Here is a 13,172-nt window from a genome sequence, read left to right on the forward strand (position 1 = left end):
TGTGGAGTGTGGTGGGGCGGGGTCGTGTTTATTGAAAATCTCGTAACGAAGTCTTCACGTAAAGCGGGTGTGTTGTGGGTGTAGACGTTTCGTTCGTGTTCTACTTTACCGCGAATACTTGTAAGGAACTGTGAATAGAGGGCAAGGTATGGATGTGGATGTAGTTATTAGGTGTGCTGTTGATTCAGATGTTCAGGAACTGGCAGCACTTGCCGAGCAGACGTTCCCTCTTGCGACTCCGCAGGGCACTTCTATAGATGATATTGCTGAGTTCATAGGCAGTAATTTATCTGTCGATAATTTTTTGTCACATATGGCAGACCCCCACGTTCGGGTTGTGGTTGCGCAGGCAGCTTCAGCTAACGATGTAGACGCTAGGAGCACTGTGGCCGGCCTTGTCGGGTATGCCTTACTCGTGAGTGGCCCTGATGGTGCCCCTGATCCTACGTTTGGAGTGACATCTCAGCCTTCTGCGTACCTATCAAAGTTTTATGTGGCCCAGCACATGCATGGTGGTAGTGTGTCTGCTCCTCTCATGGAAACGGTGTGCCAAGTAGCGGCTACCGAGTTACAGGTTTCAAGTGTGTGGCTAGCAGTCAGTCAGGTTAATACACGCGCGGGTCGGTTTTATGAAAAATCGGGATTCGCTCGAGTCGGTGTCAAAAAGATGCATGTGGGCAGTCAAATTTTCGACGATTTTGTGTATGAGCGTGTTCTGTAGCAGCAGTTGTGGCGTGTTTTATGCGGTGGCGTAGAACACGACTGCGCTTGCCGCTGCAACGTTGAGTGAATCAACTCCACCAGCCATAGGTATCCGCACTACTCGTGAGGCGGCCTGCAAAGTTTGTTCGGGTAAGCCGTGTCCTTCGTTGCCGAAGATGACTGCGGTTTTTTCGTGGTGTTCTGCCACAAATTCGTTCAAGGTTATTGAGTCGTCGCTCAGCGCTAATGCGGCTGACACATAACCAGCTTCATGTAATGTTTTAAGCCCTTGGGGAAGGTTTCCAATACGGGTCCACGGTACTTGAAACACTGTGCCCATAGAGACACGCACTGCCCGGCGGTAAAGCGGGTCAGCAGAGGTCGGAGTGACAAGAACCGCATCTACACCTAATCCTGCTGCGCTTCTAAAAGCAGCACCGATATTGGTGTGGTCAATGACTCCATCAAAAATAGCTACACGCTGGGCAGGTTCGCCATTCTTTGCCGTGCGTAATAATTCTTGTGGGTCGAGCAGTGGCGGCCTGTGCATGGATGCAAGCGAACCACGGTGGACGTTGAATCCTGTGAGTTCTTGTAAAAGATCTTCGTCCGCAATAAAAACTGGAATGTCTGGGTGATCATTCAAAATATCGGACATGCTTTCTAGCCATTTGCGGGCCATCAGCAGGCTTCGAGGTTTGTGTCCTGCTGCGAGGGCTCGGCGGAGCACTGTTGCACTTTCAGCAATGTATAAACCTTTTTCAGGTTCATGTTTGGATCGTAGATTGACGTCTGTGAGATTGGTGTAATCCAGTAAACGTTCATCGGTAAAATCTGTTATTTCTAAAAGCACGATATCTATCTTCGTCTATGTTGTTCTGGAATAAAAAGTGGACTGATCCGGTGAGATCAGTCCACTTGTATGACATCGCGTGTCTGCGTGCTTCTCCCTACCCCATGTCGGCGAAGCAGCGTGATACAGAAGGTGCAGTATTTATGACACTGTTGCGATATCACGCAACGCTATAGTGGGCGCAGCAAAAAAATCGCGCTCATATAACGCTGAGGTTTCAAAAGCGGCGAACATGCGTGCCACTGATGCACTGTCGCCGGCTTGTTTGAGGGTGTGCAGTTCTTTTCCTGTTATCGCTATCGCCGATGCTGTAGCGCGAGCGAAAGCAGGATCCGCATATGTTTTTAGCCATGCATGGTACGGATGGTCGAGGTGGTTATACTGCGCGTGCAGTTTTGTCCCCACGTCTTGATACATCCAATAGCAGGGCAGTAAAGCTGCCACCAGTTCGCTGTATTTCATTCGCTGTGCGGTTGCAGATAGATGTTGCGTGTATTGGAGCGTTGTTTTTGCAGCTACATGTTCGTCACACGCGGTGATGCCAAAGCTGTGTAGCCATTGATCATGAAGTGCACGTTCTGCGTTCAGGGCTTCGTGTGAACTGTGCGCCCAAAAACACTGCTCTTCGATTGTTGGTGCCAAGGATGCTGCTACACCTAACGCTCGCGAATATTCACGTAAGTACAGTGAATCTTGGACAAGGTACCACGCAAATTCTTCTGAACGAAGAGTGCCCTTACCTAAACTTTGTACAAAATCTAGATCATCAGTATCTTGTCTTATCAACGAGATCGCATCCCACCACGGAGACAATAGATCACGCGGTGGCTCACCTATATCGCAGACACGGTCAACGTCTCGGGTGATGCTATTTCGTTGATCGTGAAAATGATGAAGCGGACCATTCCCCTGCCCCACATTCAACTGATCTGATTCATCAATTGCGTGTTGGAGCCACTCGCGTGACGTCTTAAAAGCGTGCACAACATCCGTGGTGTCATGCGCTAATCGGGTAGCAAGTGCACTCGAAAACGTGCATCCTGTGCCATGTGTGTTAGCTGTTTGAAGGCGTGGGTGACTCGTCTCAACAATAATTCCTTGAGCTGAAACTAACGCGTCATACACCTGCTCACCGTGCAAGTGCCCACCTTTTACCGCAACCATCGTGTTGAACACGGTAGCTACTTTTTTCGCTTGCGTGAGCGCCTCATCAAAGCTGTGCGCCGGGGGGCACTCACTTAATACTGCTAGTTCGGGAACGTTTGGAGTCACGATTGTTGCTAGGGTGCACAGTTTCCGTAGCGCCTCAACAGCGTTGTCCTCGAGCAGTAAATCTCCAGATGTCGCAACCATAACGGGATCAAGGACAACAGGGACAGACGATTTTTCCTGTATCTGACATACCCAGTCGTACACAGTATTGATTGTTGGCGCATCCCCCAACATCCCAATTTTTAGTGCAGCGAGATTGCAGTCTTCAACGACGGCTTCTAACTGCTTCGCAATGTCGTTCGGTTTCAACTGCGTAATACCGCGCACACCCTGCGTGTTTTGTGCGACCACGGCAGTAACAACAGATATCGCATACCCGCCAAGCGCAGAGATCGTTTTGATATCTGCTTGCAGGCCTGCACCACCTACAGGGTCTGTTCCAGCGATTGTTAATACTTGAGGGATCATACGGCTTTTTCCCACTCGTGTAGGTATTCTTGTGCGCTCTTTTCGGGATCAGGCACATCACATAGCCCAGACACCACAGCCAAGCTCTGGGCTCCAGCCCGTCGTAAGTCCTGTGCGTCTCGCGCTCGAATCCCTCCGATGGCAACAACAGGTAATGACGTGTTGTGCACCAGTTCAGCAAAATGCGGGACGCCTAATCCTGAAGGCACATCATGTTTGGTTGTTGTAGTAAAAACAGGGCCAATCCCCAAATAATCGATGCGTGCACTGTCTTGCTCGGCCGCCCGTATACCCGCTTTTTCCCTCACCGACAAACCAATAAACGCTTGAGGCCCAATGATTTTTCGCACTACAGACGCAGGTAAATCAGATTGCCCTAAATGAACCCCAGAAACAGGGAAACCCAGTTCCCGTGCGGCAAGGAAAACATCAACACGATCATTGATGATAAAAGAAACGTGCTCTGGAATAACTGAACTTACGTGTTCAATATGATGTAAAAAATCGCGCACACCTACATCTTTAGCGCGGATTTGAACTGCAGTTACACCCCCGCGCACTGCTAAGCGAACAGTGTGGGCAATTGACCGCCCTTGACGAGCACACTGTTGCGCATCAGTAACAAGATATAGCGGCCATTTACCAGCCTGCATGAGTCGCGCATGATCGATGTCCGGCGCTTCTACAGTTGTTGCGTTCATGCTGTGCGCTCCTGTGCAAGGCCTACTTCAGCATAGTGCGCTAAAGAGTCAATGAATTCTGCGTGAAAGGTTCCTGGCCCTCGCACTCGTGCTGCCGCTTCTTGAGCAGCCAACGTATACATTGTGGTGGCAGCGATCACTGCATCACGAGGGCTGCGTGAGTCTGCCCCCAAAAAAGCTGCCATGGTGGCGCCTAATGCGCATCCGCCTCCAGTGATTTTTGTGAGAAGAGGATGCCCGTATGTGTTGTAGTGAATGTCATCACCGGCCACGATTGCATCTACCGGTCCGCTTACCGCAACAACTGCGCCAGAACGTTCATACAGCTGTTGAGCAGACTTAACCGCATCATCAATAGTGTCTGTTGTGTCTGTGCCACGACCGCCCGTGCTGTGTCCTGCCAATGCACGAATTTCTGAGGCATTTCCACGAATAGCGGTCGGCTCATAGGCCAACAATTCATGCGCTAATGAGGTTCGTATTGTTAAAGCACCAACCGCTACTGGGTCGAGAACCCACGGAGTCTTTGTTTCATGCGCTACGTGAGCGGCTTCACGGATTGCGGCTTGTTGTTCGCGTCGTGGCGTTCCCAAATTGATCAACACGGCATCTGCTACCCGCGCAAATTGGCCGGCTTCTTCACAGATATCTACCATCGCTGGAGAACCGCCCACAGCGAGTAATACATTCGCCGAGAACTGTTGCACAACAGCATTTGTTAAACATTGCACCAATGGATTTTTTTGTTGCAGTCGCTGCGCGGCTGCCAACCACAAGTGTTCAGATTGCTGGACAGATGACGATAAAAGAGTACGCGTCATACGCGTGACATCCCTTCGCTAGTTCGAACTAGAGCAGGTTCTACGGGTGTAATCTCAGCCCTTCGGGCACCCCGTGTCGTGTGTTGAGGCTACAGCTCGCCGTAGTATGACACAAAACGCATATCAACCACTAAGACGTTTTCCTGACAGGTATACACATCTTTACTTGCTGATACACAAACGACCCCACCTAGTTAGGTGGGGTCGTTTGAGTCGTATTATTACTACTCTTGGGGTGCAGCTGGGCTCTGTCCGCCTGCCCTACGTCCCTGAGTTTCCTCGTCATCAAGGGGCTGAGCCGGACGCGGTGCAACATTTTGTGCGCGTGTACCGGTGTTACGGTCAGGAGCTTGACCAACAACTTGCGCCGGATCAGATGGCATACCCGAACGGGTTCCTGCCGTGGTTGCATCAGCGCTTGCTGCTTCTACCTGACGACGCGCTTCAGCCAAAGCTTCGTTTGGATCAGTAAGACCGAACGACTTCTCCATGCGCTCGCGACGTTCACGACGACTGTCCTCAGCATCCTTCGAGGACGCATACGTGCCGCCGTCTGTAGCTGGAGGAGTAACCCCGGTAAAGCCACTTGCGATTCCGCCCAAAGCTGCGGTGAACTCTGCTGGGACAATCCACATCTTCGATGAATCGCTCTTTGCGATCTCTGGGAGAGTCTGCAAGTACTGGTATGCAAGCAGTTTCGGATCTGCGTCACCTTCGTGAATAGCATCGAAGACTTGCAAGATAGCTCGCGCTTCACCTTCCGCACGAAGGATCGCAGATTGTGCTTCACCTTCCGCACGAAGGATCGCTGCCTGCTTTTCACCTTCAGCAGTCAAGATTTGTGATTGCTTGACACCTTCAGCAGTCAAGATCGCTGCACGACGGTCACGCTCAGCACGCATCTGCTGTTCCATGGAGCCTTGTACCGAAGCTGGTGGGTCAATTGCTTTAAGTTCGACACGGTTGACGCGGATACCCCAACGGCCCGTTGCCTCGTCAAGCACTCCACGAAGTTGACCGTTGATTTGGTCTCGAGAAGTCAACGTCTGTTCAAGGTCCATCGAACCGATAACGTTACGCAAGGTCGTAACAGTCAACTGTTCAATCGCTGTGATGTAGTTCGCGATCTCATATACAGCAGATTTAGGGTCAGTCACTTGAAAGTAAATAACTGAGTCAATCGAAACGACAAGGTTGTCAGAAGTAATTACCGGCTGTGGCGGGAAGGACACGACTTGCTCACGCAAGTCCACTCCGGCACGAACGCGATCTACGAATGGAATCAGGAAGTGCATACCTGCGTCCATCGTGCGGTTGTAACGTCCAAGTCGCTCAACAATTAACGCAACCGTTTGTGGCACGATTCGTACAGCCTTGAACAAGGCCGTGATAACAAGAATCGCTAGAACTGCAACGATGATAAGCACAAACACAGAGCCTGGACTATTCAGGTCTTCAAGCATACAAAAAACGCCCTTCCTAACTTCTATCGATATTCACGTGCACTCAGATAAAGCGTTGGTTTTACTCTTCACCAACAGGTTTCAGCACAGGTTCGACAACAGCAGTAGCACCATCAATTTCGACGATTTTTACGTGCGTACCGTTCGATATTGCTTCGTGTGAGAGCGACCGTGCAGTCCACACCTCGCCACGGAATTTAATGCGACCGCCTGTCCCTGTCACTTCAGTAACTGTGACGCCGTCTTTGCCGATGTACCCTTGCGCATTCGTTTCGGGAAGATCGGTGCGAAGCCTAAGTTTGTCGAGCATCCATCTTCGCAAAAATGCTAAAAGAAGGAGTGAAACGACAGCCCAAATAATGGCCTGAGCGATAAAACTCTCGACCCCCAATTCGCTGGCAAGGGCAGCCGAAAGAGCGCCGCCTGCAAGCATCAGCAACACAAGATCAAGGGTGAGCATTTCCGCTACGATCAGCACGATCGCAATAATGACCCAAATCCACCAAACCATGTGATCCTCCTGCAGAATTTGAACCGTCTTTACATTAAATGTACCGGAAATTTACGCTTCACGGAACTTATTTTCCGCCAACAAAGCGGACAAAGCTCCCTATCTTTCAATAGTTAGCAAAAAATTCTTTATCCGTGCCGGGCGCTCATCTTTAACGTTGCTTGTGCGGTCCACCGCTCCCCCACACGAGACACTGTAAGTGGAACGCCAAAAGCACCAGAAAGATTCTCGTCAGTAAGTACCTCATCCAACGGACCTGCCGCAAAAACATCACCGTCTTTAAGCAACAGCAAGTGGGTAAACCCTGGTGGAATTTCTTCAACGTGATGCGTCACCAATACAAGCACTGGCGCAGCTTCATACTGAGCAAGTTCAGACAGTGCAGCTAGAAGTTCTTCACGACCGCCAAGGTCAAGACCAGCAGCAGGCTCATCCAGTAGCAACAGTTCGGGGTCTGTCATCAACGAACGCGCTATCTGTACACGCTTGCGTTCCCCTTCAGACAACGTTCCAAAAAGCCTATCGGCAAGAGGTAACACACCAAAAGCAGCCATAAGGTCTTGAGCACGTTCAACATCGAAGTCGTCGTATTCTTCACGCCAACGTCCAGTAATTCCATATGCTGCGGTAAGCACAACATCCGAAACTTTCTCATCACCCGGAATGCGTTCTGCGAGGGCAGCACTTGCGAGGCCAATGCGCGGTCGCACCTCAAAGACATCCACCTTGCCCATTTGTTCGCCAAGAATATTGACGCTTCCACGAGTCGGATGCATACGCGTAGAGGCAAGCTGCATCAAAGTGGTTTTTCCTGCGCCATTACGCCCAAGAACAATCCACCGTTCCCCTTCTTGAACTTGCCAACTAAGGTTGTCGATGATGTTGTTTGTTCCGCGGCGAACGTACACGTTTTCGAGGTCAAGAACCCAAGTCATGGAGTCAACTGTATAGGTGTTTGTACTGTTGTGGCACATGCCGCACGGTCAGTACTACGGTTTAGGTTGTGAATTCTTCCACAGGCCCCTTACCCCGTCACTTTCGTTCCGCACACAACGGAGCGATTCTTCCACGCGCAGCAAGTCTTGCAGCATGGCTTCCAGCAGTTTCTAGCGGTTTAAGCGACCCAGAAACTGCTGCAGCATCCATCCAATTCGATGACGAACCGCATCACGTTATCACCGACGAAAGCACGCTCCCGCTTTCCCACTATCTGCGTAACACCATAGGACACCTACTTGCATGCTGCGCAGTATTCCCCATCCCTGGGGATGTTTCGTCAGCCCCACTCTTTGCAGCTAGTCACGGAGTTGAAGCCGAAGAAATGGTGCTACTTCGAGTACGCAACAAACAAGGCGCCCACAACTCCTACGCGCTTGTCCCGACGATTACAGAATTTGGTTCTCACAACGATCGCGGCTACCTCGTCCAGTGGCGCTGCTACGAGACCACCCCGTGGGAGTATCAGGTTCTAGCAAGCGCCGGGTCGCTCGCTGACGCGCATAAGAACCTGCGCAGCACACTCATCGAGGCAACGGAATCTTTACTGCGACTTGATGTTGCTTCGTGGGTGCGTGACTACCCTGATTTCATTGATTTGCTGCGCGATCCGGTAGATGTGTCGGGTTTCCTCCCGCCGTCTCTTTCTCCGCGTGCATATCAAGTGTTGGAGTTGGCGTCACGATTACGTGCGATTGTGGATATCGCACACACGTCGCTGGACAACACACATACCAACGATCAGCGCCTTGAACGTCAACGTATTTTGCACAGCATTGATGCCAATTCGCGTCGTGCAATGGAAGCCGCAACATTGGTCTCTCCGTTACTTGATATGTCCTTGTAACGGCTCATGAGACTGCGCTGCTGTTCCTTAACTAGTGCGGGAAAGGATCGTTTGATAAAGGCCCATAGTACGTTCACCGATTGCGTCCCACGAGAAGTGATCTTCTACGCGGCGGCGCGCAGCCATACCCATTTCTTGTGCACGTTTAGGGTCGTTTAACACTCGGATAAGAGTTTCCGCGAGATCAGCAACAAAAGCGTCCGGGTCAAGTGGCGTGCCGGTTCCGTCTTGTTCTTGTTCCAGAGGCACAAGATAGCCGGTCACTCCGTCGTCTATAACCTCGGGGATGCCTCCTGTAGCGCTCCCTACCACAGGTAATCCAACCGCCATTGCTTCGAGGTTAACGATGCCCAACGGCTCATAAATTGATGGGCACACAAATACTGTTGAGGCAGCTAACACTGCAACGAGTTCGTTGCGTGGGAGCATCTGTTCTATCCAGATAACACCTGAACGACGTTGCGCCAGCTCAGCAAAGGCGTGCGAGACTTCCTGTGCGATTTCAGGAGTGTCAGGTGCTCCCGCGCACATAATAAGTTGCACTTCTGCTGGTAGGTGTTCTGCAGCACGCAAAAGATACGGCAAGCCTTTTTGACGAGTTATGCGGCCGACGAACACCACAGCTGGACGTTCCGGATCTATGCCGAGCTCTCGCACAATCCGATCAGCGTCGTCTAACCATTCGCCTTGTGGTCGCTGCCAGCCTGCTAAATCAATTCCGTTATGAACAACATGGACTTTATCTGGGTCGACGTGTGGGTATGAGCGCAGGATGTCATTTCTCATCCCACCAGACACCGCGATAACCCCTGCAGCAGCCTCATAAGCCGTTTTTTCAATCCAGCTTGATAGCGCGTAACCACCGCCAAGTTGTTCGGCTTTCCAAGGACGCAACGGTTCCAATGAATGGGCAGAGATCACGTGAGGGATACCATGCACAAGCGAAGCAGTGTGTCCAGCAAAGTTTGCATACCAGGTATGTGAATGCACAAGATCGGCGCCTGCAACATTATTGGCGATTTGCAGGTCAACTCCCATCGTCGCTAAAGCAGGGTTAGCTGCTTTCAGTTCCTCACTCACGGAATAACCGGTTACTCCCGGTATCCCTAAATCGTCGCGTGGACCATCAAAACAATGGACCCGCACATCTGCGTGGTTACGCAACACAGCAGAAAGTTCAGCAACATGAACACCAGCCCCACCGTAAATGTACGGAGGGTACTCACGAGTTAAAAGATCAATACGCACACAGACACGGTACCTGTTTTTATGCGAAATGCATCACAACAACATAGAGTCATGTCATGGCACATCCAAAAGTTTTAGCGATTGTCCTAGCCGGTGGCGAAGGCAAACGACTCATGCCGTTGACTAAGCATCGAGCAAAGCCGGCAGTACCCTTCGGTGGTATCTATCGCCTCGTTGACTTCGCCTTATCTAACCTCGTCAACTCCAACTATTTGCACATCGTCGTGCTTACGCAATACAAATCGCATTCTCTCGACCGCCACATTTCAAAAACGTGGAGAATGTCCCCACTTTTAGGCAACTTTGTTGCACCTGTTCCAGCTCAACAGCGTGTAGGGAAACGTTGGTATCTTGGCTCGGCAGACGCCATTTATCAATGTTTGAACATCATTGAAGATGAACGCCCCGATATCGTAGTTGTCGTTGGTGCAGATCACGTTTACCGCATGGACTTCTCGCAGATGGTGGATGACCATATCGCTTCTGGGGCTGAAATGACCGTTGCTGGTATCCGTCAGCCCATTAGTTTGGCACCAGAATTTGGTGTTATCGACATTGATCCTGATAACCCCAGCCGCATTCGAGCGTTCCTTGAAAAACCGCAAGACCCGGTTGGGCTTCCAGATGCTCCGCATGAGGTTCTTGCGTCTATGGGCAACTATGTCATCAACACTGATGCGCTCATCGAAGCAGTATCTCAAGATGCCGACAACGAGCATTCAAAACATGACATGGGTGGCGACATCGTCCCTTATTTTGTGGCGCGTGGAACAGCTGGGTTTTACGACTTCAAAGACAACGTCATTCCAGGTTCTACGGATCGCGACCGCGATTATTGGCGCGATGTTGGAACAATTGAATCATTCTATGAAGCCAATAAGGACCTGATCTCCGTCAACCCTGTTTTTAACTTGTACAACGATGAATGGCCGCTGTACACCGGTTATACGGGGCTGCCTCCGGCCAAGTTCGTCCATGCTGGGCCAGGCAGGTTGGGGCACGCAGCAGATTCGATTGTGTCCCCTGGCGTGGTGATTTCTGGGGCCACTGTTGTTGGGTCTGTGCTCTCGCCGGGTGTGCGCTTACATTCGTGGTCTTCTGTTTCTGACTCCGTATTAATGGATGATGTTGTGGTGCATCGTCACGCACAAGTTCACCGTGCAATTCTTGACAAGAATGTTGTAGTCAATGAACGTGCCCGCATCGGCATCGACCCAGAAGAAGACCAACGCCGTGGTTTTACACTCACCGACGAGGGAATCACCGTTGTGCCTAAAGGAACGATAGTGGACTGATCTCATACGTGTAGTGGGGCAACACAGATGCTGCGTTGCCCCACTACATGCATACCGATTGATGTCATTACCTAGCTTTCAATAATGCGTTGACCTAAATATTCGCCCTCGCCCGCACCAGGGAAAATAGCGAACACGGCAGAGCCGATAGGCGTCGTCCACTCATTGAGCGCATCAAGGTCAGCAAGCCGCTGCTGCAACGGCATGTACTGTCGAACAATATCTGCCTGAAAAGACACGAACACAAGTCCACTGTTCGAAAGCTGTGTGTCTGTGGGTTCGTCATCGTAGTTGTATGCGCGCCTAAAAATCTGTTCTTGAGTATTTTCAGAACGTGCACGGCGCACATGCGAGTACGACGAGATAACAGGAAACCCCAACGGGGTTTTAGCGTCAAAGTCGGGTTCATCGAATTCGTGTGTGCCCGTTAACGGCGCCCCCGTATCTAACCGGCGCCCCATAACATCTTCGCGCCCAACCCGATCGACTTCATCCCACGTATCTAAATTCATCGCGATTCTGCGCACAACCATAGACGTGCCGTGTTCCCACACACCCGATTCTGCATTGCACCACACAAAATCGTTGTGGTGGGCTTCCTGCGGGTTTGCGGTCCCATCGACTTGTCCCATCAAGTTACGCATCGTTTGATTTTCTGGGGTGGAGCCCCTCGCACTTTTAAACCCGCGCTGAACCCAACGTGGTGTAGCCCACCGTCGTATCTGCCTAGTAACTACTCGACGAGTATGCGCTACAGACATTTCATCATCACCACAAATTTGGACAATGAGGTCTCCCCCATTCCAACGGTCCTCAAGACGATCAATACGATACGAAGGAAGGTCTTGTAACCAAGACGGCCGTTGATGTGCAATATGTGCGCGATCGAAAAAACGTGGTCCTACCCCCACCGTTACCGTCAACTTTGCGGGCGCATATGCAAGCTCAGGTTCCGTGTCAGCCAAGGGCGGCGCTCCTTGGGTAAGGCGCGCCGCATCTGCAGTCAAGATGCTGAGCATTCGTCGAGCGCCTTCTTTACCTAAATCCGGAACTACATCAAAGGCAATGAGAGCTACAAGGGTTTGTGCTGGTGTTGTTATGCCCGCTTGACGAACACCAAAAAACGGAGTTGTTTCTTGACCAAATAGTTCGTTTCCTCGTGCAGTTTCCTGCGCAGGCGGCTCTGGTGAGCGTGTATCGGGGAGATACTTTGTCAGTCCTCCCACTAATGCGCCAGCTAAAGTGGTGGCTCCAACTACTCCACCCGCTCGCAAAATGTCACGTCGATCAAAGCGAGATGGCTGTGGGGGCAAAGCCCTGCCGAGGCTAGTGTCGTCGGCAGGGCTTTGTTCCACCTCACTGTGTGTGTTGTGAGGTTCAGTGGTCATGACTTTCCGCTTCATCTGAGTGCGTCATCTCTGACATCTCATGCTCGGATGATTCTGTTGTTTCTTCGTGTGAGTACTCTTCTTTTGCGCCAGAGTAGTCACGAATGGTTGGGTCAACTTTTATTGACGTTCCATCAGACAGTACGAGTGTCACGTGAGTGGTATCCCCCGCGATCAAATCTTGGTTAAGCCCCATCAACATGACGTGATCGCCACCAGGCTCAAGAACGCGCTTACTACCTGCCGGCACCACAAAACCGTCTTTAACCTCTTGCATTGTGGTTGCACCAGATTCATCTGCCACAGTTTCGTGAAGTTGCACCATCTTTGCCGCATCGCTTTCTGCGCGCATTACAGTGACATCGTGGTCTGTGGCGTTTTCAACGATCATGAACACGCCTGTCATAGGGTGCTCTGCTGTCATTGTTGCAGCTTTTGCCCATGCGTCTGTGACAGTTACAGACGCAGCAGCCTGGTCTGTGGCCTGTGTAGGCGTTACTTTCTCTGTGTGCTGAGCGGAAGTACCACATGCGGTTAAAGCTGTGCTTGCAGCCACAACAGTTGCAACGGCCAGCACCCCGAAGCGAACGCGGGATCGTTTCGCAGCGTTTTTGGGTACGCCAAAGTTTATTTTGTTAGACATTGTTTTTCCTCTGTATGTTCGTTA

At 51.1% G+C, this 13,172-nt stretch carries 13 protein-coding genes and 1 riboswitch; of the genes, 3 read left to right on the top strand and 10 right to left on the bottom strand.

Translation table 11 applies throughout. The annotated features are described in order from the left end of the window. Positions 1–130 precede the first annotated feature (130 nt). A complete protein-coding gene (locus ACR9EC_RS03540) occupies positions 131–721 on the top strand; it encodes a GNAT family N-acetyltransferase (RefSeq protein ID WP_435300140.1) in 591 nt (196 codons plus the stop codon). An 18-nt stretch (positions 722–739) separates the two neighbouring features. Here the strand turns inward: ACR9EC_RS03540 and ACR9EC_RS03545 are convergent, their stop codons facing one another. From ACR9EC_RS03545 to ACR9EC_RS03575, 7 genes are all read right to left on the bottom strand, one after another. Further along, a complete protein-coding gene (locus tag ACR9EC_RS03545; protein ID WP_435300599.1) occupies positions 740–1,558 on the bottom strand; it encodes a TrmH family RNA methyltransferase in 819 nt (272 codons plus the stop codon). A 138-nt stretch (positions 1,559–1,696) separates the two neighbouring features. After that, positions 1,697–3,235, bottom strand: coding sequence for a bifunctional hydroxymethylpyrimidine kinase/phosphomethylpyrimidine kinase (locus ACR9EC_RS03550; protein WP_435300141.1), 1,539 nt, complete (start codon positions 3,233–3,235; stop codon positions 1,697–1,699). After that, on the bottom strand, positions 3,232–3,936 hold the full coding sequence (thiE, locus tag ACR9EC_RS03555) for a thiamine phosphate synthase (protein WP_435300142.1): 705 nt from the start codon (positions 3,934–3,936) through the stop codon (positions 3,232–3,234). Before thiE ends, ACR9EC_RS03550 begins: the two co-directional genes overlap by 4 nt. Further along, positions 3,933–4,757, bottom strand: a complete 825-nt coding sequence (gene thiM, locus ACR9EC_RS03560) for a hydroxyethylthiazole kinase (protein ID WP_435300143.1) — start codon at positions 4,755–4,757, stop codon at positions 3,933–3,935. The genes thiE and thiM overlap by 4 nt, the downstream gene beginning before the upstream one ends. Further along, positions 4,751–4,841, bottom strand: a riboswitch (TPP riboswitch). It overlaps the preceding gene by 7 nt. A gap of 140 nt (positions 4,842–4,981) precedes the next feature. Beyond that, positions 4,982–6,220 carry an SPFH domain-containing protein gene (locus ACR9EC_RS03565; RefSeq protein ID WP_435300144.1) on the bottom strand — a complete coding sequence of 413 codons (1,239 nt, stop codon included), beginning with the start codon at positions 6,218–6,220 and terminating at the stop codon, positions 4,982–4,984. A gap of 61 nt (positions 6,221–6,281) precedes the next feature. Beyond that, the gene (locus tag ACR9EC_RS03570) at positions 6,282–6,731 is read right to left on the bottom strand and encodes an NfeD family protein (protein WP_435300145.1); all 450 of its coding nucleotides are present in this window, start codon (positions 6,729–6,731) and stop codon (positions 6,282–6,284) included. A 128-nt stretch (positions 6,732–6,859) separates the two neighbouring features. Continuing rightward, a complete protein-coding gene (locus ACR9EC_RS03575) occupies positions 6,860–7,666 on the bottom strand; it encodes an ABC transporter ATP-binding protein (protein WP_435300146.1) in 807 nt (268 codons plus the stop codon). A 68-nt stretch (positions 7,667–7,734) separates the two neighbouring features. Here ACR9EC_RS03575 and ACR9EC_RS03580 point away from each other — a divergent pair, with 68 nt between their 5' ends. Then, positions 7,735–8,574 (top strand): hypothetical protein, encoded by an 840-nt coding sequence (locus ACR9EC_RS03580; RefSeq protein ID WP_435300147.1) that lies wholly within the window; start codon positions 7,735–7,737, stop codon positions 8,572–8,574. Between the two features lie 27 nt (positions 8,575–8,601). Here ACR9EC_RS03580 and glgA read toward each other — a convergent pair whose 3' ends face one another. Next, the gene (glgA, locus tag ACR9EC_RS03585; protein WP_435300148.1) at positions 8,602–9,822 is read right to left on the bottom strand and encodes a glycogen synthase; all 1,221 of its coding nucleotides are present in this window, start codon (positions 9,820–9,822) and stop codon (positions 8,602–8,604) included. Positions 9,823–9,878: 56 nt separating this feature from the next. Here glgA and glgC point away from each other — a divergent pair, with 56 nt between their 5' ends. Then, entirely contained in the window at positions 9,879–11,117 is a 1,239-nt protein-coding gene (glgC, locus tag ACR9EC_RS03590; protein WP_435300149.1) for a glucose-1-phosphate adenylyltransferase, read from the top strand. A 71-nt stretch (positions 11,118–11,188) separates the two neighbouring features. On the opposite strand, the gene ACR9EC_RS03595 is transcribed toward glgC, so the two are convergent. After that, on the bottom strand, positions 11,189–12,505 hold the full coding sequence (locus ACR9EC_RS03595) for a Dyp-type peroxidase (protein WP_435300150.1): 1,317 nt from the start codon (positions 12,503–12,505) through the stop codon (positions 11,189–11,191). After that, the gene (locus ACR9EC_RS03600) at positions 12,495–13,148 is read right to left on the bottom strand and encodes a copper chaperone PCu(A)C (protein WP_435300151.1); all 654 of its coding nucleotides are present in this window, start codon (positions 13,146–13,148) and stop codon (positions 12,495–12,497) included. Before ACR9EC_RS03600 ends, ACR9EC_RS03595 begins: the two co-directional genes overlap by 11 nt. Positions 13,149–13,172: the final 24 nt, after the last annotated feature.

It is taken from the genome of Timonella sp. A28 (genome assembly GCF_051200815.1).
Classification (GTDB): Bacteria; Actinomycetota; Actinomycetes; order Actinomycetales; family Cellulomonadaceae; genus Timonella.

Coding starts and splice junctions, on each gene's coding strand:
- ACR9EC_RS03550 (WP_435300141.1), bottom strand. CDS start 3,235: ATGATCCCTCAAGTATTAACAATCGCTGGAACAGACCCTGTAGGTGGT.
- thiE (WP_435300142.1), bottom strand. CDS start 3,936: ATGAACGCAACAACTGTAGAAGCGCCGGACATCGATCATGCGCGACTC.
- thiM (WP_435300143.1), bottom strand. CDS start 4,757: ATGACGCGTACTCTTTTATCGTCATCTGTCCAGCAATCTGAACACTTG.
- ACR9EC_RS03565 (WP_435300144.1), bottom strand. CDS start 6,220: ATGCTTGAAGACCTGAATAGTCCAGGCTCTGTGTTTGTGCTTATCATC.
- ACR9EC_RS03570 (WP_435300145.1), bottom strand. CDS start 6,731: ATGGTTTGGTGGATTTGGGTCATTATTGCGATCGTGCTGATCGTAGCG.
- ACR9EC_RS03575 (WP_435300146.1), bottom strand. CDS start 7,666: ATGACTTGGGTTCTTGACCTCGAAAACGTGTACGTTCGCCGCGGAACA.
- glgC (WP_435300149.1), top strand. CDS start 9,879: ATGGCACATCCAAAAGTTTTAGCGATTGTCCTAGCCGGTGGCGAAGGC.
- ACR9EC_RS03595 (WP_435300150.1), bottom strand. CDS start 12,505: ATGACCACTGAACCTCACAACACACACAGTGAGGTGGAACAAAGCCCT.
- ACR9EC_RS03600 (WP_435300151.1), bottom strand. CDS start 13,148: ATGTCTAACAAAATAAACTTTGGCGTACCCAAAAACGCTGCGAAACGA.